Annotated in this window: 18 protein-coding genes; 8 read left to right on the top strand and 10 right to left on the bottom strand. The window is 70.1% G+C overall.

Annotated features, from left to right (window positions below):
- Window positions 1–36: 36 nt before the first annotated feature.
- Window positions 37–417: a DUF2267 domain-containing protein gene (locus tag ACFSVL_RS38445; RefSeq protein WP_378311726.1), complete on the top strand. Its 381-nt coding sequence runs from the start codon at window positions 37–39 to the stop codon at window positions 415–417.
- A 317-nt stretch (window positions 418–734) separates the two neighbouring features.
- On the opposite strand, the gene ACFSVL_RS38440 is transcribed toward ACFSVL_RS38445, so the two are convergent.
- Window positions 735–1,115: an ArsR/SmtB family transcription factor gene (locus ACFSVL_RS38440; RefSeq protein WP_378311724.1), complete on the bottom strand. Its 381-nt coding sequence runs from the start codon at window positions 1,113–1,115 to the stop codon at window positions 735–737.
- A 111-nt stretch (window positions 1,116–1,226) separates the two neighbouring features.
- On the opposite strand from ACFSVL_RS38440, the gene ACFSVL_RS38435 reads away from it, so the two are divergent.
- Window positions 1,227–2,312 (top strand): cation diffusion facilitator family transporter, encoded by a 1,086-nt coding sequence (locus tag ACFSVL_RS38435; RefSeq protein ID WP_378311723.1) that lies wholly within the window; start codon window positions 1,227–1,229, stop codon window positions 2,310–2,312.
- Here ACFSVL_RS38435 and ACFSVL_RS38430 read toward each other — a convergent pair.
- Both ACFSVL_RS38430 and ACFSVL_RS38425 read right to left on the bottom strand, forming a co-directional pair.
- Window positions 2,300–2,791 (bottom strand): GNAT family N-acetyltransferase, encoded by a 492-nt coding sequence (locus ACFSVL_RS38430; protein WP_378311722.1) that lies wholly within the window; start codon window positions 2,789–2,791, stop codon window positions 2,300–2,302. The genes ACFSVL_RS38435 and ACFSVL_RS38430 overlap by 13 nt on opposite strands.
- A 52-nt stretch (window positions 2,792–2,843) precedes the next feature.
- The gene (locus ACFSVL_RS38425; RefSeq protein ID WP_378311721.1) at window positions 2,844–4,454 is read right to left on the bottom strand and encodes an amidohydrolase; all 1,611 of its coding nucleotides are present in this window, start codon (window positions 4,452–4,454) and stop codon (window positions 2,844–2,846) included.
- Window positions 4,455–4,689: 235 nt separating this feature from the next.
- Between ACFSVL_RS38425 and ACFSVL_RS38420 the strand changes: the two genes are divergently transcribed.
- From ACFSVL_RS38420 to ACFSVL_RS38405, 4 genes are all read left to right on the top strand, one after another.
- Window positions 4,690–5,601 (top strand): hypothetical protein, encoded by a 912-nt coding sequence (locus ACFSVL_RS38420; RefSeq protein WP_378311720.1) that lies wholly within the window; start codon window positions 4,690–4,692, stop codon window positions 5,599–5,601.
- Window positions 5,602–5,673: 72 nt separating this feature from the next.
- Window positions 5,674–6,573: an MBL fold metallo-hydrolase gene (locus tag ACFSVL_RS38415; RefSeq protein ID WP_378311719.1), complete on the top strand. Its 900-nt coding sequence runs from the start codon at window positions 5,674–5,676 to the stop codon at window positions 6,571–6,573.
- A gap of 77 nt (window positions 6,574–6,650) precedes the next feature.
- Window positions 6,651–7,493 (top strand): M15 family metallopeptidase, encoded by an 843-nt coding sequence (locus ACFSVL_RS38410; RefSeq protein WP_378311717.1) that lies wholly within the window; start codon window positions 6,651–6,653, stop codon window positions 7,491–7,493.
- Between the two features lie 367 nt (window positions 7,494–7,860).
- Window positions 7,861–8,370: a DUF2199 domain-containing protein gene (locus ACFSVL_RS38405; RefSeq protein WP_378311716.1), complete on the top strand. Its 510-nt coding sequence runs from the start codon at window positions 7,861–7,863 to the stop codon at window positions 8,368–8,370.
- A 1-nt stretch (window position 8,371) separates the two neighbouring features.
- On the opposite strand, the gene ACFSVL_RS38400 is transcribed toward ACFSVL_RS38405, so the two are convergent.
- The 3 genes from ACFSVL_RS38400 to ACFSVL_RS38390 all read right to left on the bottom strand — a co-directional run bounded on the left by ACFSVL_RS38400 (window position 8,372) and on the right by ACFSVL_RS38390 (window position 11,827).
- Window positions 8,372–9,775 carry an amino acid permease gene (locus tag ACFSVL_RS38400; protein WP_378311714.1) on the bottom strand — a complete coding sequence of 468 codons (1,404 nt, stop codon included), beginning with the start codon at window positions 9,773–9,775 and terminating at the stop codon, window positions 8,372–8,374.
- A gap of 201 nt (window positions 9,776–9,976) precedes the next feature.
- Window positions 9,977–10,843, bottom strand: a complete 867-nt coding sequence (locus tag ACFSVL_RS38395; RefSeq protein WP_378311712.1) for an aminoglycoside phosphotransferase family protein — start codon at window positions 10,841–10,843, stop codon at window positions 9,977–9,979.
- Between the two features lie 117 nt (window positions 10,844–10,960).
- A complete protein-coding gene (locus ACFSVL_RS38390) occupies window positions 10,961–11,827 on the bottom strand; it encodes a LysR family transcriptional regulator (RefSeq protein WP_378311710.1) in 867 nt (288 codons plus the stop codon).
- Window positions 11,828–11,933: 106 nt separating this feature from the next.
- On the opposite strand from ACFSVL_RS38390, the gene ACFSVL_RS38385 reads away from it, so the two are divergent.
- Window positions 11,934–12,929, top strand: a complete 996-nt coding sequence (locus ACFSVL_RS38385) for an amidohydrolase family protein (protein WP_378311708.1) — start codon at window positions 11,934–11,936, stop codon at window positions 12,927–12,929.
- A gap of 18 nt (window positions 12,930–12,947) precedes the next feature.
- On the opposite strand, the gene ACFSVL_RS38380 is transcribed toward ACFSVL_RS38385, so the two are convergent.
- The 4 genes from ACFSVL_RS38380 to ACFSVL_RS38365 form a co-directional block, all read right to left on the bottom strand.
- The gene (locus ACFSVL_RS38380) at window positions 12,948–15,194 is read right to left on the bottom strand and encodes a serine/threonine-protein kinase (RefSeq protein ID WP_378311706.1); all 2,247 of its coding nucleotides are present in this window, start codon (window positions 15,192–15,194) and stop codon (window positions 12,948–12,950) included.
- An 81-nt stretch (window positions 15,195–15,275) separates the two neighbouring features.
- Window positions 15,276–16,283: an ArsR/SmtB family transcription factor gene (locus ACFSVL_RS38375; protein WP_378311705.1), complete on the bottom strand. Its 1,008-nt coding sequence runs from the start codon at window positions 16,281–16,283 to the stop codon at window positions 15,276–15,278.
- Between the two features lie 115 nt (window positions 16,284–16,398).
- On the bottom strand, window positions 16,399–17,808 hold the full coding sequence (locus ACFSVL_RS38370) for an FAD-dependent monooxygenase (RefSeq protein WP_378311703.1): 1,410 nt from the start codon (window positions 17,806–17,808) through the stop codon (window positions 16,399–16,401).
- Window positions 17,809–17,925: 117 nt separating this feature from the next.
- The gene (locus ACFSVL_RS38365) at window positions 17,926–18,648 is read right to left on the bottom strand and encodes an alpha/beta hydrolase (RefSeq protein ID WP_378311701.1); all 723 of its coding nucleotides are present in this window, start codon (window positions 18,646–18,648) and stop codon (window positions 17,926–17,928) included.
- 410 nt (window positions 18,649–19,058) lie between these two features.
- Between ACFSVL_RS38365 and ACFSVL_RS38360 the strand changes: the two genes are divergently transcribed.
- Window positions 19,059–20,270 (top strand): MFS transporter, encoded by a 1,212-nt coding sequence (locus ACFSVL_RS38360; RefSeq protein WP_378311700.1) that lies wholly within the window; start codon window positions 19,059–19,061, stop codon window positions 20,268–20,270.
- Window positions 20,271–20,875 lie beyond the last annotated feature (605 nt).

The raw sequence follows: 20,875 nt of genomic DNA, 5'->3' as shown, positions 1-20,875 counted from the left end.
CCGGTTGCGTCCGGCCGACGCGGGTAACCGGACGGGATGAACGAGATCGTCGAACTGATCCGCAGACGGGCTTGCCTCGCCGAATCCCGTGACGCCGAACGCGTCGCGCACGCGGTGCTTCAGACGCTGTCCGAACGGATATCGCCGGAAGCGGCGGCCAGCCTGGCCGTGCAGCTGCCGCCGGAGCTGGCCGAAGCCGTGCGCCCGGGCGGCGCCGCCGACGGGTTCGAGCTGACGGAGTTCGTGGGGCGGATCGCGGACCGGGAGCACCTGACCGATCCGGAAGCGGTGCACCGGACCGGCGTGGTGCTGGACGTCCTCGGCCGGGAGACGGTGCACGTGGCGGACGAGGTGTGGGACGCGCTGCCGAAACCGTTGCGGCACCTCGTGGAGGCGGATCGGGTCCGGGTCGCCTGAGGTTTTCCGGACGTCGGGCATCCTGCGGTCGTGGGCGAACGCAGGGTGCCCGGCCTTCGGTGCGGGACCCAAAGCCAGGGGCTTAAGGCAGCGTTATGGGTGCAGCTGAGGCGCCGAAGCGGCTGACGGACTGGGCTGGCCTGCGCGGGCGGCGGGAACTGGGCGTGTGGTCCGTGAAGGACTCCTTGCGGGAATCAGATTCCCTCAAGGAGTCCTTCACGGACTTGAAGAAACGGGCATGATGGCGTTAGTCGGGCATATCGCTGACGTGGGTGTCCTTTATGGATGGTCGGCAGAGGTCTTGGGTGCGGGGCTGGTCAGGCGTCGCGCATCCGCGGCCGGTGCGGCTGGGCGTGGCCGCCCGGTTCGCTGGGGATGTCGCGATCGACGTGGTCGGCGTGGTGCAGCGCCTGGGCCAGCAGCCCGCGCACGTGCTCGTCCGCGGCGGAGTAGTACACGAACGTCCCCTCGCGGCGGCCCTTCACCAGCCCCGCGAGCCGGAGCTTGGCCAGATGCTGGCTGACCGCGGTCGGCGCGGCCCCGGCCAGCTCGGCGAGGCACGCGACGGACGATTCCCCCTGCAGGAGCGCCCACAGCACCTTGATCCGCGTCGGGTCGGAGAGCAGGCGGAAGCTCTCCGCGGCGAGGTGGACCTGCTCGTCGGCGGGCATGTCGAAGTCCGGCAGGGAGGAGTGCATGGCCTCGATGGTACCGTCCTCGATTACCTGCGCATCTGCGCAGGTATGCTGACAGTCGAGCGGCCTCGTCCGGTCGCTCGCGAGGCATTTCGAGCTTCCCGGGAGTTCTTGATGGCAGAGCCGCGCCGCGACCGACGGCAGCCGGAGACCGGTCATGGTCACGGGGGAGGACAGGCTTCCGGCCACGGGCATGGTCACGGACACGCGCACGGCCACGGCCACGGACATGGGCACGGCGCGGGCTGGCGGCACCGGATCAAGCACCTGCTCACCCCGCACAGCCACGACAGCGCCGACCGTCTCGACACCGCCCTGGAAACCAGCCAGCGCGGCATCCGGGCGCTGATCTGGTCGTTCGCCGCCCTCTTCGGCACCGCCGTGATCCAGCTGGCCTTGATGGCCGTCACCGGATCGGTGGCCCTCCTCGGCGACACCATCCACAACTTCGCCGACGCGCTCACCGCCCTGCCGCTAGGCATCGCCTTCGCACTGGGCCGACGCGCCGCGACCCGCCGCTACACCTACGGCCTCGGCCGCGCCGAAGACCTGGCCGGAGTCGTGGTGGTGCTGATCATCGCCGGATCAGCCGCACTGGCCGCGTACGAGGCGATCGACCGGCTCCTGCACCCGCACCCAGTACAGCAACTGTGGGTGCTGGCCGCGGCGGGCGTGGTCGGCTTCGCCGGAAACGAACTCGTCGCCCGGTACCGCATCACGGTCGGCCGGGAAATCGGCTCAGCCGCCTTGGTCGCCGACGGCCTGCACGCCCGCACCGACGGCTTCACCTCGCTGGCGGTAGTGCTGGGCGCGATCGGCGTCGCCCTGGGTTTCCCGGCGGCCGACCCGGTGATCGGGCTGCTGATCACGGTCGCGATCCTGTTCGTATTGCGCGACGCGGCGAAGGAAGTCTTCCGGCGGCTGATGGACGCCGTCGACCCGGCGACCGTAGAACTGGCCGAGCGAACAGCCGCGGCGGTGCCCGGGGTGGAGGGCGTGCGGGAGGTGCGGATGCGCTGGATCGGGCACAGCCTGCGCGCCGAGCTTGCCGTGCAGGTGGACAACGCGCTTACCGTCGAGCAAGGGCACGAGTTGGCGCATAGCTTGGAGCACCAGCTGATCGAGACGGTGCCGCGGTTGACGGCGGCGGCGGTGCACGTCGAACCGGCGGTGGGGGCGGAGGCCGTTCATCTGGGTTGATTCGCGGAGATCGGTGCGTGAAGGGTCAGCTCGAACGGCGTGAACCCGAGTCCGCGATAGAAGCTGACCGCGGATTCGTTGGCCGAATAAGCCGTGACGCTGACCTGGTTCGCGCCGGATTCCCTGGCCCAGGCGAAGAATTCTTCCGCCAAGGCCGTTCCGACGCCGCTCCTGCGGTGCGCGGCGTCGACGCGCATGCTCTCCAGCACGCCGACCACCACTCCCGGGCGGAGCGGGTCGGCTCGGCGGATCCGGCCGGTCAGGTGTCCGATCGCGGTGGTCGAGTCCGGGGTAGGGAACGCCAGCAGGCACAGGGAGTCGTTACCGAGCACCAGATCCGCGTAGTAGCCGGGCCCTTCGCGGCGTGGCCAGGTGATGTCCAGGCACGGACCGCGCTGGCCGCCGTCTTCGGCGAACAGGGACGTTGCCGAGGCGACGAGCTGCGGTACATCTTCAGAAGTGGCGCGGACGACGATCATCCCTAAAACGGTAGCCGCCGCGATTTATCCTGAAAATATCGAATTTCCCGCCCTACGCCGACCAGACCCGTTCCCCGCCGACCCAGGTCTCCCGCACCGGGACCTTGTCCAGCGCGTCCGGATCCACCTCGAACGGATCCTCCGCCAGCACCGCGAAATCGGCGAGGAATCCCGGTGCCAGCTGCCCCTTCGTCGCCTCCTCGCCAGAGGCATAAGCCGACCCCGTGGTGTAAACCCCGAGCGCCGCTTCCACGCTGATCCGCTGCGAAGGCCCGAACAGCTCCCCGTCCGGTGCCCGGCGCGAAACGCAGCTGCGCAGCGCGAACAGCGGCGCATACGGCCCGCACGGATGGTCGGAAGAACCGGCCACGGCTACTCCGGCGTCGAGCATCGACCGGTGGGCGAACATGCGCTCTACCCGCTCCAGGCCGTAGTACTGGGTCAGCTTGTCCCCATGCGCGGCGGCGTAGTTCGCGAACGGGACGGCGACCATGCCGTGGTCGCGCATTCGCTTCAGGATTTCGTCATCGATGATGGAACAGTGTTCGATGCGGTGGCGCGGGTCGGAGCGTGGGTTGGCAGTTTGGGCTTGGTCGACAGCGTCCAGGACGCGGCGGATCGCGCGGTCGCCGTTGGCGTGTACGCAGACTCGCCAGCCGGCGTCGTGCACATGTCGCACGGTGTCGGCGAGTTCGGCGGCGCTGACTCGCTCCAGGCCATAGCTGTCGGTGCCTTCGATGGGTTGTTCGACCAGGCACGTGCCGCCGTTGACGGCACCGTCGGCGAAGGTTTTGACGCCGCCTAAGCGCAGCCGGGTTTCTGGGGTGAGCGCGGCTGGAGGGAGAGCACGGAAGTAGTCGAAATGGTCGTAGGCGGCCAGGGCGTTGACGCGCAGGGTGAGCTGGTTTTGGTCGGCCAGGTGCCGCAGGACCTGCCATTCGGTGGGGCCGACCAGTGCGTCGCCGACCGAGGTGATGCCCGCGGCGTGCAGGTCGGCCGCGTGGCGGGTGAAGGCGGCGGCGAGGACGGCGGTGGACGGGTCGCGCACGATGGTCGGGCGGGGTGTGAAGGCCGGGAACGCCAGGTCGTAGAGGGCCTGGTCGTGGATGACGCCGTCGAGCCGGCCGGCGGCGTCGCGGCCGAGGTGGCCGCCGGGCGGTGGTTCGCTGGTGTCGGTGAGGCCGGCCAGGGCGAGGCCGGGGGAGTTGACGACGCCGGCGTGCAGGGTTACGTGCACGACGAGGACCGGGTGGTCCGGGCAGGCTTCGTCCAGTTCGGCGCGGGTGAGTTCGCGGCCGCCGTTGCTGCGGAAGGAGTCGTAGCCGCAGCCGATGATCCATTCGCCGGGCGGCGTGTCGGCGGCTCGCGCGCGCAGGGCAGCGGTCAGGTCGTCGGTCGAGCGGATCCGGGCCGGCGAGAGATCTACCTGCAGGGACTGGGCGGCGACGACGGTCGGGTGCTGGTGCGCGTCGTTGAAGCCGGGGACGACCGTGGCGTCGCCGAAATCGTGCACCTCGGCCGAGGGGAACTCGCCGCGCAGGTCGGCGACGGCGCCGTGCGCGACGATCCGTTCGCCGCGGATCGCCAGTGCGGGCGGTTCGGCGCCGGCCATGGTCACGATGCGCCGGGCGGTGACGATCTGCACGGATTCCGGTGCGGACACGAGGTTCCCTCCAGGGTCGACGCGGGCTGCCGGGCATCGCTATGTCCACAAAGGACGGTCTGGCTACGGTGCCGCGCTGCCGATTCTAGGGGCGGCGCGGGCACCGGCGCATCGCCGAAGCGGGTTGCGGCAATCGGGTGATCTTGGTCGCAGAGGCGGGAAGTCCGGAATGAGAACCGGCTCCCCGGCGGTGTATACGCTGGAAGCACAGGGCACCCGCGGCAGGAGGGCTCGCATGTCCGGCACCTTCGCGGCGCGGGCCGCGCTCACCGCGGCGGCCGAGCCGTGGGAGATCCAGGTCGGCCGCGACCTCGCCGACCGGCTCGACACCAAACCGCCTTCCCGCTGGGCACGACCGGGCGCGGCGGCCGAGGATCTGGCGGACCTGGTCGGGCCGGGCGAGGTGGTCCTGGCCCCGTCGGCGACCCGGCCGTCGGGCGACGGCGTGGTGTGGACGCCGGAGCAGGCGCTGAGCGCGGGAGCGCGCGGCGTGGCGCTGTGGGTCGACGACCTGCCTTATCCGCGCATCGTCGGCGCGATCCCGTACCCCGAGCTGATCGCGGTCGAGCACGCGATGGCGGGCAAGCACGCCTGTCTTGTGCTAACCGGTGTTCGCGCGACGCTGGTTTTCCGCTACCGCTCGTGGGCGTGGCCCGCAGTGGCGGATCTGCTGACGCACGCGCGGGCCCGTGCGCATCGGCCGGGGGCGCCGGAGCCGGCGCACGCGGGCCCGCCGACGCTCGGCTGGGACCGGCTGCCGGCGTCGCCGCTGGTGGCGCTCGGGCATACCCGGCATACGCGCTATCTCGGCGCGGAACCGGAACTGCCGCGGCGCTGGGTGTGGCAGCAGTCGCGGCCCGCCGCGTTTGTCGTTCTGACGCGGCAGGAACTGGTGGTCGCGCGGCACGTGCAGGGGCGGCGGCCGCTGACGCACGGGGTGCAGCTGCTCGCGGTGGCGCGGGACCGGATCACCGGTCTCGCCGGACAGGGCGATCGGCTGCGGATCGCGACCTCGGCGAGCAAGCACGAAGTAGACCTCGGGGCCGAGCTGGCGGAGGAGGCGCGGCTGCGGTTCGGGCCGATGCTGCGCGCGGACGGGCGGCGGCGAGTGGTGCGGAAAGCGCCGAAGGCCGCGCCGCAGGTGTGACGGAGCTTGTCACAAATCGGGATGCCGTCCGGTCTTAGCCGTCGACCTGGCCGTTTTTCCCGAGGAGAACCCATGAGCTTGGCCGATTCCACCCGCCTCGACGAGCTGGTGCCGTCGCGCTACGCGCTGAAGGTCGGCGACATCGAGGTGCTGGTGATCAGCGACGGGGTGCTGCCGATCACCGCCGAAACGCTGGCCACCAACGCCGACCGCGCCGATCTGTCCGCGTGGCTGCGCGAAATGTTCCTCCCGCCGGAGATGATCGACTGGCCGCTGAACGTCGCCGTGGTGCGCAGCGGCGGCCGGACGATTCTGATCGATTCCGGGCTGGGCACCGAATTCCCGGGCTTTCCGCGCGCCGGGCAGCTCGCCATGCGGCTCGACGCGGCCGGGATCGACCCGGCCTCGGTGACCGACGTGGTGCTCACCCACCTGCACATGGACCACATCGGCGGGCTGCTGGTGGACGGGCTGCGGGGCAGGCTGCGCCAGGACCTGCGGGTGCATCTCGCGTCGGCCGAGGCCGAGTTCTGGCAGGCGCCCGACTTCTCCCGCACGGTCATGCCGGAGCCGATCCCGGAGGTGCTGCGCACGACCGCCGCGAGGTTCCTCGACGTGTACCGCGGCCAGTTGCGGCCGTTCGAGACCGAGCACGAGGTGGCACCGGGGGTGCGGATCTGCCGCACCGGCGGGCACACCCCCGGCCACAGCATCGTGCGGCTGGAGTCGGGCGGCGACCGGCTGACCTTCGCCGGGGACGCGGTGTTCCAGCCGGGGTTCGACAATCCGGACTGGTACAACGGGTTCGAGCACGATCCGGAGGAGTCGGCGCGGGTGCGGGTCCGGCTGCTGAAGGAGCTGGCGGCCAGCGGCGAGCAGCTGGTGGCCACGCACCTGCCGTTCCCGTCGGTGTGCCACGTGGCGGAGGCGGGCAACGCGTTCCGGTTCGTGCCGGCGGTGTGGGACTACTGATCACGCGTCCGGGTGCGGGTTTGTTCCGCACCCGGACGCCTACGCCAAGGCGCGATCTTGTGGTAAGCAAACGGGCTATGCGCGGAAAGATGATGCGCGGCCTGGCGGTCGCCGCGATGAGCCTGCTGACCTGTCTCGTCGCCGCACCGCCGGCGCCGGCCGCATCGGAGCCCAAGGCACCGCCCGAATTCGTCGCCCTGCGCGACGTCGATCCGACCATCGTGCAGGAAATCCGGTACATCACGCCGCACAACTTCACCGGCGCGCCGGTCGACGGCTACCGGCAGCCGATGTGCATCCTGACCCGGGACGCCGCCCTCGCCCTGCGCAAGGCGCAGCGGTCGTTCCTCCGTCAGGGCTACACGTTGAAGGTCTACGACTGCTACCGCCCGCAGCGCGCGGTCGACAATTTCGTGCGCTGGGCGGAGGATCTGTCCGACCTTCGGATGAAAGCCGAGTTCTACCCGCGCGTGGAGAAAGACCGGCTCTTCGCTGACGGTTATATCGCGGCGAAATCCGGGCACAGCCGGGGAAGCACGGTAGATCTGACGCTCGTCCGCCTGCCAGCGTTCCCGACGCGGCGGTACCACCCGGGCGAGCCGCTGAAGTCTTGCTACGGCCCGAAATCCGAACGGTTCCCGGACAACTCGATCGACATGGGCACCGGTTTCGACTGCTTCGACACTCTTGCGCACACGCTCGATCCGCGGATTGTCGGGAAGCAGCGGGAGAACCGGATGCTCCTGCTGCACGGACTGGAGCGGGCCGGGTTCAAGAACCTGCCGGAGGAATGGTGGCATTACACATTCAAACCGGAGACGTTTCCGGACACGTATTTCGACTTTCCGGTGTGGCGGCGGTCGTTGACCTGCCCGGTGGGGGACCTTCACGGACGCATGATTCCCATGCCGGGCGTTTAAGCCGGGCGGTCCCGGTCTGCCGACGGTCCACAAAGGACGCCAGTCCCGGCGAAATGCCCGGTTTATCCCCAGATTGCCATGTCTGTTCGTCCGTGAGGGCCACCCTGAGGGAATCAGATTCCCTCAGGGTGGCCCTCACGGACCGCAAACCCTGGCGCTAGGCATGGAGAAGCCGGGCCACGACACGCCCGGCGACCGACTGTGCCGTCACGCAGACGGCGGCCAGATTCCCCTTGTTCGCCTCGTCGGCGACTTCGGCCAGTACGACCTCGTCCCGCCTTCCGGAGTCCCTTCCACCGTGGGGAGCGACGGCGCTTAAGCGCGTTTTCCCGGACTGCGCCCCGGTTCCGTCATTATCCTCTCGATCATGACGACTGACCTGGGGTTCGACTGTTCCTGCTGCGGCAGACGCCACGACGAACTACCGCTCGCCTACGGCGCGCCCGCCCCGGCGCACTGGCACGACGGCCTGGCCGGCCAACCAGGCTTCGTCCTCGGCGAAGAACAGTGCGTGCTCGACGGGGAGCACTTCTTCGTCCGGGGCCTCCTCGTGCTGCCGATGCCGGACGGCGAGGACTTCGAATGGGGCGTGTGGGTATCGCTCAGCAAAGACAGCTTCACCCGCGTCACCGAACTGTGGGACGACCCCGCGCGGGTCGACGAGCCGCCGTACTTCGGCTGGCTGTCGACTGAACTGCCCGGTTACGAGCCAACCACGCTGAACCTGAAGACCAACCTGCACAGCCAGCCGGTCGGCGTCCGGCCGCTCGTGGAGCTGGAGCCGACCGGTCACCCGCTCGCCGTCGAGCAGCGGACCGGCATCGACCGCGCCCGGGTGCAGGAGATCGCGGAACTGCTGCTGCACCCGGGGCGGTAGCTCAGCGGTTCTTCCGCAGGCTCCGCCGCACCAGCGGCCAGAACGCCGCGATCACGACCAGCGACACGATGCTCGTCCACACCTGGGTGCGGGCGGAGTCGTCGGTGAGCAGCATGACCACGATGATCGCCACGACCCCGGCGACGGTGAGAATGCCGAGCCACGGGTGCAGCCACATCTTGAGCTTGAGCCCGTCGCGTTCCTCCGGCGTCATCTTCTGCCGCATCCGCATCTGGGTGAACGCGATGAACGAGTACACGAACAGCGCGACCAGGCCGGCGGAGTTCATGATGAAGTCGAAGATGCCCGAGTCCGGCGCGACGAAGTTGACCAGGACCGCGATGTACCCGCCGATGGTGCAGGCCACCACCGCGACGGCGGGGACGCCGGCTTTGTTCTTCTTGGCCACTGCCCGTGGGGCGAGCCGTTTCTCGGCGAGCGCGGAGAACATCCGGCCGGCGGAGTAGAGCCCGGAGTTGAGCACCGAACACGCGGCGGTGAGCACGACCGCGTTCATCACCAGGCCGGCGCCGGGGAGCCCGAACAGCGTGAAGGCGTGTGCGAACGGCCCCTCCTGCTTGGGATCCGGCAGCTGGTTCCACGGGACGATGGTGACGATCAGCAGCACGCCGCCGACGAAGAACAGCAGGATCCGCCAGATCACCGTGACGACGGCCTTCCGCACGCCCTTGGCCGGGTCCTCGGATTCGGCCGCGGCCATCACCGCGATCTCGGTGCCGAAGTAGGAGAAGATCACGATCGCGACGCCGCTGAGGATCGGCCACCAGCCGTTCGGCGCGAATCCGCCGTGCTGCCAGAGGTTCGGGATCGAGAAGCTCGCCTTCGGCCAGAGCCCGAACGCGAACAGCGCGCCGACCGCGAGGAACACGACGATCGCGGCGACCTTGATGCTCGCCAGCCAGTACTCGACCTCGCCGAACGACCGCGCCGACACCAGGTTCGTCGCGGTGAAGAACAGCAGCAGCACCACGGAAAACACCCACTGCGGCACCGCCGGGAACCAGCCGCCCAGCACCGAACCGCCGACGACCGCCTCGAACGCGATCACGCCGATCCAGTAGTACCAGTACAGCCAGCCGACGAGATAGCCCGCCCACTCGCCGAGCCCGACGCGGGCGTACTCCATGAACGAGCCGATCGCCGGGCGCGCGGCGGCCATCTCGCCGAGCATCCGCATCGCGAGGAAGACGAGCAGCCCGCCGATCAGATAGGAGAGGACGGCGGCGGGCCCGACGGCGCGCACGACGTTGCCCGAACCGACGAAGAGGCTGGCCCCGATGATCCCGCCGAGCGCGATCATCGTGATGTGCCGGGAGCGGAGCTTCTTCGCCCGGCCGCTCTCGCCGGCGGTCGCTTCGCCCTGTTCGGTGGTCCGATCAGCCATTGACCGAGGTTCCTCTCGTCCGTGCCGTCCCGCTTCCCCGGCCGACAACGATGTCGGAAACGGCCGCGGAGCTGGGCTTCGCGGGCGCGGCCGCCGGGTCCGTCGAGGCTAGGTGCGCACGGGGGCGGATGCCGGGCGGGGGAGTTGTCGATCATCCGAATGGAGCAGCGGTGCGCGCCGGATTTGCCGGGTATCTGCGGGCTAGCCCGTCAGCGTCTCGGCGATCTGGTGCCCGGTGCTCGCGGCCACCCGCGGATTCGTTGCCGCGTAGGCGGTGTAGGCGTTCAACCCGGTGCTGAGCGCGTACCCGCGGCCGCGCCGCCACGAGTCGTCGTCCAGGCCGGACTCGACGCGAAAGACCTCTCGCGCCGAGGGCGGGAGGAGGGTCCACGCAATCAGCGCGTCGCACGCCGGATCGCCGACGCCCAGCTCGCCGAAGTCGAGAACCGCGCTGAGCCGTCCGTCCGCCATCAGCAGATTGCCGGGATGGAGATCGCCGTGCACCCATACCGGCGGGTGCGGCGGTGTCGCGAGCGCGGCGTCCCAGATCGCGGTGAGGGCGGAGCTGTCGAAAACGTGGGCGGTCGCGGCGATCGCGGCGCGGGTGTCCGAGTCTCTGGAGGCGAGTGGATCGTCGTGTGCGCGCGAGGTGTCGGCCGGGATTCGGTGGAGCGCCGTGACGAACCGCGCCAGCTCGGCCGCAGTCTCGTCCGGGCGGGGGAGCGCGCCGATTTCCGGGGGTGAGCCGGTGAGCCAGCGGGATACCGACCAGTGCCACGGATAACCCTCGCCCGGCCTCCCGAGCGCGACCGGTTCGGGAATCGGCACCGGGAGGTGCGGCGCGAGCCGGGGGAGCCAGCGGGACTCTTTCTCCGCCTGCCCCGCCGCCCACTCGCCGCGCGGCAGGCGCACCGACAGGTCGTCCCCGAGCCGGTAGATGACGTTGTCCGATCCGGCCGGGTCGAGCCGCGTCAGCGGGAGCGCCGCCCAGGCGGGGAACTGGGCGGTGAGGAGTCGCTGAACCAAGGCTTCGTCGATGACCGGGTTCGCGGGGCGGGCGGTGGGCAACGGCGGGTCTTTCGGTGGTGGCTGGCGTGTTCCGGCTTGATCAGACCACGGCGGGCGGGGTTCGGCCAACGGATTTCGGTTCCGCTCGGGCTGATCGCGGAACTCCCGTCTGGCAGGTCAACCGCAGGCCCGGATGAACGCGGCCACAGCGGGTGCGGGTTCGTCGCTGCGGTGCAGCACGTGGAAGTCGGTGGCGGGGCCGGGCTCGGCCAGCGGCCGGTACAGCACGTCCGGCACCGCGGCCCGGTCCACTCCCGACGGGACGACGGCGATCCCGACCTTCGCGGCGACCAGCGCGAGAACGCTCAGCGTGCTGTCGGCGCGGAACCGGCCCGGCGGGAGCGCCGAGCGGCGAGGCATTCCGTGCGGCGCGAGGTCGCCGTCGCCGACTAGGTATTCGATCAGCTCCTCGCCGTCGATCTGTTCGGCGGTCAGGGTTTCGTGCCCGGCGAGGCGGTGCCCGGCGGGGAGCGCGACCAGGAAGGACACCGAACTGGCCCGGATCGACGCCAGCCGCGGGTCGTCGGACGGAGCGGCGAGCGCGCTGAAGCCGACGTCCAATTCGCCGGCGAGGACCGCGGCGCGCTGCTTCAGCGGCCCCGCTTCCCGCACTTCGATCCCGACCCTCGGCCGTGCCTGGTGGAAATCGCGGATCAGGCCGGTGAGGAAGCCGCCGAACACGGCGGCGCCCGCCACGCCGATCCGGACGCTTCCGGTCTCCCCGCGCAGCGCCGACCGCGCGGTGTCCTGCGCGCGTCCGGCCTGGGCCAACACCTGCCGGGCTTCGGCGAGGAACGCGGCGCCCGCCGGGGTGAGCCGGGGCTGCCGCCCGGCGCGGTCGAACAGGGGTCCGCCGAGTTCGTGTTCCAGATCGCGGATCTGCATGCTCAGCGTGGGCTGGACGACGTGCAGCCGCCGCGCGGCCGCGCTGAACCCGCCCTCCTCGGCCACCGCGACGAAATAGCGCAGATGCCGCAGTTCCATCTCCAGCTCCTATCAGCGGTACTGATCGATGAATCAGAAACAAGTGTTTGAGCTTATCGCCCGCCGGAGTCATCGTGGAGGGACCGGACGACGAAGGGGACCCGCGATGCGGATTGTCACGCTCGAAGAACACTGGACCGACCCGGCGGTGAACGCCGCGGGCATGCCGCGGCTGCTCGACCGCGTGCCCGGCTACGCGGCCGCGTTCGACCCGGACACCGGGATGCCCTACCCGCGGCGCCCGGAGCTGCTGGCGGACCTCGGCTCCGCCCGGATCGCCGACATGGACCGCAACGGCATCACCACCCAGGTCCTCTCGCTGGTCAACATGTTCCTGCCGGCGGACGTCGCGCCGGAACTGACCGCCGCGGCCAACGGCGCCATGGCCGAGGCGGTCGCGGCGTTTCCCGGACGGTTCGCCGCGTTCGCCGCTCTGCCCACGGCCGTGCCCGGAGCCGCCGCGGACGAATTGCGCCGGTGCGTCGGAGAACTGGGCTTCGTCGGCACGATGATCATGGGGCGCACCGACGACGAGTTCCTCGACCGGCCGCGGTTCGACCCGATCCTGCGCGCCGCGAGCGAGCTGGCCGTGCCGATCTACCTGCATCCGGCCCCGCCGCCGGCAGCGGTCAGCGAAGCCAATTACGCGGGCGGACTGTCACCCGCGGTGTCGGCGGCCCTCCGGCTGCCCGCGTGGGGCTGGCATCAGGAGACCGCCGTGCACTTCCTGCATCTGGTGCTGACCGGGGTGTTCGACCGCTATCCGGGCCTGCAGTTCATCCTCGGCCACTGGGGCGAGTTCATCCCGTTCTACCTCGACCGGCTGGACGACGCGCTGCCGAAGCGGATGACCGGGCTCGACCGGACCTTCGGGGAGTACTTCCGGGAGAACGTGTTCATCACCCCCAGCGGCATGTTCAGCCAGGCCCAGCTGCGGTATTGCGCGGACACCGTCGGCGCCGGCCGGATCATCCATTCCGTGGACTTCCCGATGCTCGGCAACGAGGGCGCCGTGTCGTTCCTGACTGAGTCGCATCTTTCCGGGGAGGACCAGGAAAAGATCGCCCACGGCAATGCCGACGCCTTGCTCGGCCTCGGCTGAGTCCTTTCGCGCCTGCGGTCAGTGCGGCTGGGTGAGGTCGCCTGGCCGGAAAGCGTCCACTGTGGTGCTCACCGGAGTGTCGAGTTCGGACTTGTGCTCGCGGGGGTAGACCCAGCGCAGTGCGGCCGTCGACCCGGTTCCCGGGTAACCGCGCTCGTAGAAGATCTTGCCGTCGCTTTGGTAGCCGGAAATCGAGTAATGGTCGCCCTCGTCCTTGCGATAGGTCACGCGGCCGCCGGTGGATTCTGCTTCGGCGGCTGCGTCGGCCAGGGCTGCGGCGGTGGTTCGGCCGCCGGAATTGGTTCCCCATACGGTTAGCGTCGCGTCGAGTTCGGGGTTGGTGAACGTCATTCCGTCGCCGTTTTCCGGGCTGTACGGGGACGCGGTGTAGCCCTGCGGCACGCGTGTGGTGAAGCCGAATCGGGGGTTGGTGTAGGTATTGCTGACGGCCGATGACGACGAGGACGGGGACGGCGGCGAGGACGAAGCTGTTGTGGTGCCTAGCATTTCCAAGAACTTCGGCTGCAGCAGATCGTTGATCTCCGTGTACGGCACGGTCGCGGTTTCTTTTCCGGACGCGTTGTCGCAGCCCAGGTCGTACCACAGGATTTCGAACTCGACGCCGGTTTTGGTGAAGCCCATTGCCGCGCCGGGGACGTGGTCGCGGGCGGGGTCCCGGTCGGCGGCGTCGATGGTCGTTTTCCGGCCTTCTTCGCCGACGGAGATCACCCGGCAGAAACCGTTCTTGGTGTGCGGTTCGATGCGGGCGGTCAGGGTGCGCATTCCGGTCGCGGTCAGTATTTCGGGGCGGAACATGTCCGTGGGGCCGATCGGATTGCCGGTGGTGAGGTCGAGGTTGACGGTTTCCGGGAAGCGCCACGTCGTGTGCGAGAGCACTTTCGAGTCGAGATCGTGGTCGTACCGGACGGAAAGGAGGCTCGGCGTCTGCAGCAGGATCCGCGCCGTCGACCGTGCGGTGGGGGTTTCTCCGGCTGCGGGGAACTGCTGCTGCCAATCCGGATCGGCGACGGCGTCGCGGATGGCCTTCAGCCGTTTGTCGATCGGGGCGCGCAGTGCGGCGTTGAGGCGTTGCCGGACTGCCGGATCCCCGCCGGACACCTGCGGATACTGGAGGCTGTAGGCGACCGGCCGGGCCTGGTCGCGGCCGGAATCGGTTTGGATCGCGACGGTGAGCGGGGCCGGGGGCGGCGGGTCGTCCTGCCGGTTGAAGACCAGGATTCCGCCGGTGACCAGCGCGCCGACGACCACCAGCACGGCGATGACCTTGCCGACGATGACCGTGGCCGCGCCGGCTCCGGTGCCGGTGGCGGGCACTCCGGCGGCCACCGCGCCGGCACCGATCGGTGCGGCGGCCGTGCCCGCGGTGGTCAGGAGGGCGAGCGGGGTGAGTGCGGTCAGCGCTGCGGCGGAGGCGGCCAGGCGCTTCCAGCCGCGTTTCTCCCAGTCCTTTCCGTAGGCCTTGCGGGCGATCGTCTCCAGCTCGGTCACGAAAGCGTCCGCTGTGGACGGTCGCCACGCCGGGTTCTTCGCCATCCCGCGCGCGATCAGCGGGCGCAGTTCCTCGGGTACGGCCTCCAGCGGCACGGGTGCCATCTGGTGCAGCGAGCGCAGTTCGTTCGTGGTGGCGCCCTCGAACGGCTGGTGGCCGGTGATGCACTGGTAGAACACGCACGTGGCGGCGTAGACGTCGGTGGCGGGCTGGCCGGGCTGCCCGGCCCACTGCTCGGGAGCCATGTACGACGGGGAGCCGGCGGTCAGTCCGTTGTGTCCGTCCAAAGTGGCCAGTCCGAAGTCGACTAGTTTCGACTGGCCTTCCCGCGACACGAGGACGTTTCCGGGCTTGTAGTCACGATGGACGACCCCGGCGGCGTGCGCGTCGGCGAGGCCGAGCAGGGAACCCTTGAGGATGGCCAGCGCGGATTCGGGGGCGAGCACGTTTTCCGTGGCAAGGAGCGCGCGCAGGGACACGCCGGGCACGGCTTCCATCACCAGCGCGGCGCCCTGCGAGGTCTCGACGAAATCGAACAACCGCACGACATGCGGGCTCCGGACGCCGGACAGCAGCCACGCCTCGCGGCGGAAGCCTGCCGCGATGTCCGGGTCGGCGAGGTACTCGGCGAGGAGGTACTTGATGGCCACCATGCGGCCGGATTCCTGGTGCTTGGCCAGCACCACCCGCCCGAAGCCGCCGACGCCGAGCACGTCGACCTCGGTGAACCCGGGCACCTGCCAGGTCTCGCTCATCCGCGCCGCTTCCCGTCTCCGCGAGGCCGGTCGCGGTCGGCGAGAGCGTACTCCGGAACTGTGGCATCCGGGGTGGAGTTGTCACATTTGTGCTCCGGTCGAGGGAACGGAGCCGTCCGGGCCGGTCAGCAGGCGCAGTCCCTGTTCGGTGGTGCGGTAGAGAACGGCGCGGCCGGATCGGTGGCCGGCGACCAATCCGCTGTCCCGCAGGACCCGGAGGTGCTGGGAAACCGCGCTCGGCGACACGTGCAGGGCTTCGGCGAGGCTGGTCGTCGTGGCGGGGGAGCGCAGGGTGTCCAGCAGTTCGGCGCGGCGCCGGCCGAGCAGGCGGACCGCGTGCGCGGCGGTGGAACGGCGTGCGGCTGTCCACAGTGCACCGCTGCCGCGCGCCGGGTAGCGGATCGTGGTCTGGGTGGTGGTGTGCAGTTTGATCATGACCCACGGCGGGCCGAGCACGACGGGCGACAGCACCAGCCCGCCGGCGGGACGGCCGGGCGAGGGGCGGCGGTCGCCGTCGAGGGTGAGCCGTCCGTCGCGCCAGTTCAGTTCGGCGTGCAGGCCGGAGAACAGCCGGCTCGCGCCGCCGTCGGCCCATCGCCGGGCCCGGTAGGCGATGTCGGCGTCGAGCACGGCGCGCAGCCGGGCCCAGTGCGGCGCGATCAGCCGGTCGTGCGCCTGGCGGAGTTCGGCGGCGATGGCGCGGAGCCCGGACGCGGGGTCGTCGGCGAGCACCCGGGCCGGAGCGGGCAGGTCTTCGCCGAAGACCCCGCGCAGACTGCGGCGGACCTGGCTCGCGGTGGTCCGGCACATCGCGGCGAGCGCCTCGTCGATCGTGCTCGCCGCCCGCGCCGGGGCGGGCAGCAGGAACTGGGGCCAGCTGGTCCGGCCGGTGACGAGAAGCGGCCACGTCCGGGAGAGGTCGAGCGGGCGGGCGGCGAGTTCGGCCGCGGCCCAGCGCGCCCAGGGGGTGCGGGCCGTGCCCCAGCAGCCGCCGAGGGTTTGCAGGCCGGAGACGGTTTCGGACAGCGGCGAGACGGCGAATCTGGTGTTGGCCAGGTCGTCGGTGGTCAGGTCGAGGGTGAGTGCCACGTTCGGGATTATCGGCGTTGGCTGAACCGGCGCGCGAGGTGATGGTTGAGGTTCGGGTGGTTGCCGCTGGTCGAGGCGAGGTAGCTGCCGCTCGTGCTCAGCGCGACGTTCGTGTCTATCGGGGTTGGCCGAACCATCGGGCGAGATGATCGTCGAGGTCCTGCTGGTCCTCGCCGATCCAGGCGACGTAGCCGTCCGGTCGCAGCAGGACTGCCGGATGCTCCAGCGCCACAGTGGAATCCTCGATCAGGTCGACCCGGTCCGCCCAGCCTTCGACGCTCAGCCGTTCGGTCCGGTCGAGCACCAGGCCGTGGCCGCGGTGCAGCCGTTCGAAGAGGCGGCCCTGCTTCAGGTCGAGGTCGGGCAGGCGGCTGCCGAGCAGGGCGGGGCCCTCGCCGAGGTCGTAGCGGAGGTCGATCGCGGTGATTTTCCCGATCAGGCGGCGGTTCACCTCGTCGAGGTCCATCAGTTCGGCGAGCAGTCTGCGCACGGCCTGCGGTCCCGCTTCGGCGGACGACAGTTCCATCTGCGCGCGGGTGTTGTCGAGGACGTCCGCGGCGACGGGGCGGCGTTCGGTCTCGTAGGTGTCCAGCAGGGATCCCGGGGCCCAGCCGCGGAGCTGCGCGGCCAGTTTCCAGCCGAGGTTGAACGCGTCCTGCACGCCGAGGTTGAGCCCCTGTCCGCCGGTGGGCGGGTGGATGTGCGCGGCGTCGCCGGCCAGCAGCACGCGGCCGGCCCGGTATCGGTCGGCCAGCCGGGTCGCGTCGCCGAAGCGGGACAGCCAGCGCGGGGAGTGCACGCCGAAATCGGTTCCGGCGACGGCGCGGAGCCGGTTCTTGAAGTCCTCCAGCACGGGCGGCTCCGCACTGAGGTCCGCCGCCGGGACCACGACTCGGTAGCTGTCTTCGCTGACTGGGCTGAACAGGAACCGTTTGTCCGTCTCGCGGATCTCGGCGACCTTGGCGGCGATTTCCTCTGGCGGGGTGGTCGCGGCCATCTCGCCCATCAACGTCTCGTTCCGCGACGGCTCGCCGGGGAAGCCGACGCCGAGCAGTTTGCGCACCGTGCTGCGCGCACCGTCGCAGCCGACGAGGTACTGCGCGTGCAGCCGTTCGCCGTCGGTCAGTTCGACGGTCACGCCGTTGTCGTCCTGTGCGAAACCGGCGACCGCGCAGCCGTGCCGGACTTCCGCGCCCAGTTCGATCGCGTGCTCTTCGAGCAGGCGGACGACAATGGGCTGCGGGATGCCCAGCAGATAAGCCGATTCGAGGCTCGCGGGCGCGGGTTTGGCGATTCCGGCGAAGACGCCGCCGACCGGACGCCGCCGTCCGTGTTCGAGGACGCGCTCGGCCAGCCCGCGCATCGCGAGCTGTTCGAGAGTTCGAATATGCAGACTGACAATGCGGGCGAGCGGGATGGGCTCGGTTTCCCTCTCCAGCACCAGGACCTCGACCCCGTGCAGCCGCAGCTCGGCGGCGAGCGTCGCGCCGGTGGGGCCGCCGCCGGCGATGATCACGTCGGTCATGAACCACCTGTTCGTCTGGATTGCGCCCGCCGCGGTCACGTCGAGTATCGGCCGGTCAGTGTGCGGCACTCTGGATCTTGCGGCAAGCGATATACGTGGACCGTGACGGGAGCTTCTTCACTGCCCGAACGCCCACGCCGCCATCAGCGGGAACTCTTCGCGCCAGAAGGCGTCGCCGTGCGATCCGGCTCGCTCGTGCAGCACGACGTCTGCTCCCGCGTCGCGCAGCGCGTCCGCCCACCGGGCCGCGTTCTGGAGGAAGAACGGCTCCTGTGTGCCAGCGACGAGGTACACCCGCGGCAGCGAACCCGGCAGGTCGTCCGGCGGCCGGTAGCCTCCGCCGGGCGAGGCGCAGAAGACGGTGCCGTAGACGTCCGGATGCCGAAGCCCCATGGCCAGCGCCAGCTCTCCGCCTGCCGAGACACCGCACACCGCGGTGCGCTCGGCGGGCAGCGCCACGCCGAACCTCGATCGTGCCCAGTGGCCGACGTCCTCGCGGAAAAACCGCTCGTGCGCCGAGAACCGCTCCGGATCGAAGCCCGGGGAGTACTCGTGGAGCCGCACAGTCTCGTCGGCGTGGTGATGCGCGCCGACGATCATCGTGGGCGGCACGTCGTCGACAGTCGCCGAGGTCCCGTCGGCAGTCAACGAGGTCCCGTCGGCGACCTTCGCCGTCACGCTGCTAGCCGCGGCCTCGAGGTCGCCGCCCCACCGCGCGATCTCCTCGCCGTCGGCGGCGAACACGATGGCCTCCGGCCGATCCGCCGGGACGTAGGCCGTGACCTGGCGGCCGCCGTCGTACTCGAGGGTCTCGGTAACCAGTTCGCCCGCGCGCGACATCGTCGGCTCCTCCGGTCCGCAGTACGGTCGGCCTCGTCGGCTAGGCGGGACGCTAGCGGATGTGTTCGCCGCCGTTCCGTCCGCCGCTGGCGAGGCGGCGAATCCGTCCGTCGCTGGCAAGGCGGCGAACGGCTGCTCCCGCGATCGGACGTGCGCCAGCCCGATACTGCGGCAAGCTGCCGGAGGCGAGTCGCGTTGTGCTTGCTGGCTTCGGCAGGACAGCCGCGCAAGACTTCCGCCGGACAACGGACGAGGCAGCTACGGGGCGAGCCGGGTCGCCGCTTGCCCGTGCTTCAGACCGAAGCGGTACCGGATGCCCTCGGCGGTCCACGCTGGTTCCGCGAAATGCTCTTTGTAGCTCCACCCTACATCATGGCGAACACATGTTCGACTCCGGCACCCTCCCCGTTATGGTGAAACGCGACTCCAAACTCCCCGCCGCGTACTGGCGGCTGTGGTGGGCCTCGGCGGTGGACAACGTCGGCGACGGGGTCTTCTCGGCGGCCGTTCCGCTGCTCACCGTCACCATCACGCGCGATCCGCTGCTGGTCTCGGTCGTCTCCGCGGCGACCTACCTGCCCTGGCTGCTGCTCTCCTTGCCGGCGGGCGCGCTGGTGGATCGCTGCGACCGGGTCGGGTTGCTGTGGCGGTCGCAGGTCGTTCAGGCGGCGATCGTCGCGGTGGCGGCGGTGCTGATCTGGCTGGGGCGGATCGACATCGCGGGGCTGGCGGTCATGGGGTTCGGGCTCAGTGCGTGCGAGGTTGTCTTCGCCAACGCGTCGCTCGCGGTGTTGCCGGATCTCGTTTCCGACGCGCAGTTGCATCGGGCGAACGGCAGTCAGTACGCGGTCGCCAATGCCGGGCAGTTGTTCGTCGGGCCGCCGATCGGCAGTGTGTTGTTCGCGGTGGCGGCGGCGGTGCCGTTCGGGGTGGACGCGGCTTCGTTCGCGGTGTCCGCGGTGTTGCTGGCGACTTTGCCGCGGCGACCGGTGCCGCGGGTGGTGCGAGTGCCGCGGGTCGCGGTGGCCGAGGGGGTGCGCTGGCTCGGGCGGCATCGGCTGTTGCGGACGCTGGCGGGGCTGTTGGCGGTCAACACGTTTTGCTATCAGCTCGGGAACGTCACGGTGGTGCTGCTCGCGACGCAGACCCTGCACGTCGGCGGCCAGGGGTTTGGGGTGCTGCTGGCCGGGGCGGCGGTCGGGAGTGTGCTCGGCGGGATGGTCAACGCGCGCATCGTCGCGAGAATCGGGGCGCTGCGGGCGTTGCTGAGTGCGTTGATCGCCAATGTGATCCTCTTCGGATTGATCGGGCTCAGTCCGAATGCGGTCGTGCTCGGCGTGCTGTTGGGGATTAACGGATTCGCCTCGACGCTTTGGAGCGTGGTCACGGTCAGTCTCCGGCAGCAATCGGTGCCGGCGGAATTGCGCGGGCGGGTCCACAGTGTTTACCGGATGCTGGGCTGGGGATTGATGCCGCTCGGCTCGCTGGCCGGCGGGCTCGTCGCGGACGGATTCGGCATCCGGGCGGCGTATCCGGTCGCCGGTGCGGTGCGGGGGATCGCGCTGGCGGTCGCATTGCCGGTGCTGCTTTCCGCGATGCGCGGCGAACGGGCGTCCGGGTGACGCGGGCCGGTTTGGATTGTCCGCTGTGGACGTATTCGGTTCGGCCGCGGGAAGGCCGTCAATTCGCGGGCAACCGGGCGGACAGTCTCCTTTAACGGCAGGTTTGCCGGACTGTCGCCGAATTGACCGGCTATTGGCAGTTTGCCGACAGTGGGCATTTCCGGAGGGCCGGGCGAGAAGTCCGTTCCGCTGTTCGGCTAATGGTCGCGGCGGGGCTGCAACGTTTCCGGCGGCGGGCGCGACTGTGCGTTCGGAGGTGCTCGTGACGGAATCCACTGCGGCAGTCCGGTGCGGACGCCCGGCGCGGCCGCGCCGCGGCAACGGCCGGTTACCCGGCGGTAAGAAACCGGTGCAAGGCGGCCGCGCCGCCTCCGGTTTCGTTACCAGGCATTCGCGCGGCGATCCGGGAGGAACGAATTCCGCTTCCGGGGATCCGCCGGAATCTTCCGGTGATCGGGTGAGGTTTAACGGGCGGCTTCGGTGATTCCGTGAGATCGACTTGTCTCGCCAGCAGTCCGGGGGCGTTTTGGCCCGGCCGGGAGGTGATCGTTTCACGGAATGCGCGGGCGCGGCCGTGATGTTGCTGCGTTCGGGGTAATGCCGAC

The organism is Amycolatopsis silviterrae, from assembly GCF_042684085.1.
Lineage (GTDB): Bacteria > Actinomycetota > Actinomycetes > Mycobacteriales > Pseudonocardiaceae > Amycolatopsis > Amycolatopsis silviterrae.
Note: the sequence above shows the minus strand (reverse complement) of the source record. Positions and strands in the feature narration are given on the sequence as shown.

Coding starts and splice junctions, on each gene's coding strand:
- ACFSVL_RS38445 (WP_378311726.1), top strand. CDS start 37: ATGAACGAGATCGTCGAACTGATCCGCAGACGGGCTTGCCTCGCCGAA.
- ACFSVL_RS38440 (WP_378311724.1), bottom strand. CDS start 1,115: ATGCACTCCTCCCTGCCGGACTTCGACATGCCCGCCGACGAGCAGGTC.
- ACFSVL_RS38435 (WP_378311723.1), top strand. CDS start 1,227: ATGGCAGAGCCGCGCCGCGACCGACGGCAGCCGGAGACCGGTCATGGT.
- ACFSVL_RS38430 (WP_378311722.1), bottom strand. CDS start 2,791: ATGATCGTCGTCCGCGCCACTTCTGAAGATGTACCGCAGCTCGTCGCC.
- ACFSVL_RS38420 (WP_378311720.1), top strand. CDS start 4,690: ATGTCCGGCACCTTCGCGGCGCGGGCCGCGCTCACCGCGGCGGCCGAG.
- ACFSVL_RS38415 (WP_378311719.1), top strand. CDS start 5,674: ATGAGCTTGGCCGATTCCACCCGCCTCGACGAGCTGGTGCCGTCGCGC.
- ACFSVL_RS38410 (WP_378311717.1), top strand. CDS start 6,651: ATGCGCGGAAAGATGATGCGCGGCCTGGCGGTCGCCGCGATGAGCCTG.
- ACFSVL_RS38405 (WP_378311716.1), top strand. CDS start 7,861: ATGACGACTGACCTGGGGTTCGACTGTTCCTGCTGCGGCAGACGCCAC.
- ACFSVL_RS38400 (WP_378311714.1), bottom strand. CDS start 9,775: ATGGCTGATCGGACCACCGAACAGGGCGAAGCGACCGCCGGCGAGAGC.
- ACFSVL_RS38390 (WP_378311710.1), bottom strand. CDS start 11,827: ATGGAACTGCGGCATCTGCGCTATTTCGTCGCGGTGGCCGAGGAGGGC.
- ACFSVL_RS38385 (WP_378311708.1), top strand. CDS start 11,934: ATGCGGATTGTCACGCTCGAAGAACACTGGACCGACCCGGCGGTGAAC.
- ACFSVL_RS38380 (WP_378311706.1), bottom strand. CDS start 15,194: ATGAGCGAGACCTGGCAGGTGCCCGGGTTCACCGAGGTCGACGTGCTC.
- ACFSVL_RS38370 (WP_378311703.1), bottom strand. CDS start 17,808: ATGACCGACGTGATCATCGCCGGCGGCGGCCCCACCGGCGCGACGCTC.
- ACFSVL_RS38365 (WP_378311701.1), bottom strand. CDS start 18,648: ATGTCGCGCGCGGGCGAACTGGTTACCGAGACCCTCGAGTACGACGGC.
- ACFSVL_RS38360 (WP_378311700.1), top strand. CDS start 19,059: ATGGTGAAACGCGACTCCAAACTCCCCGCCGCGTACTGGCGGCTGTGG.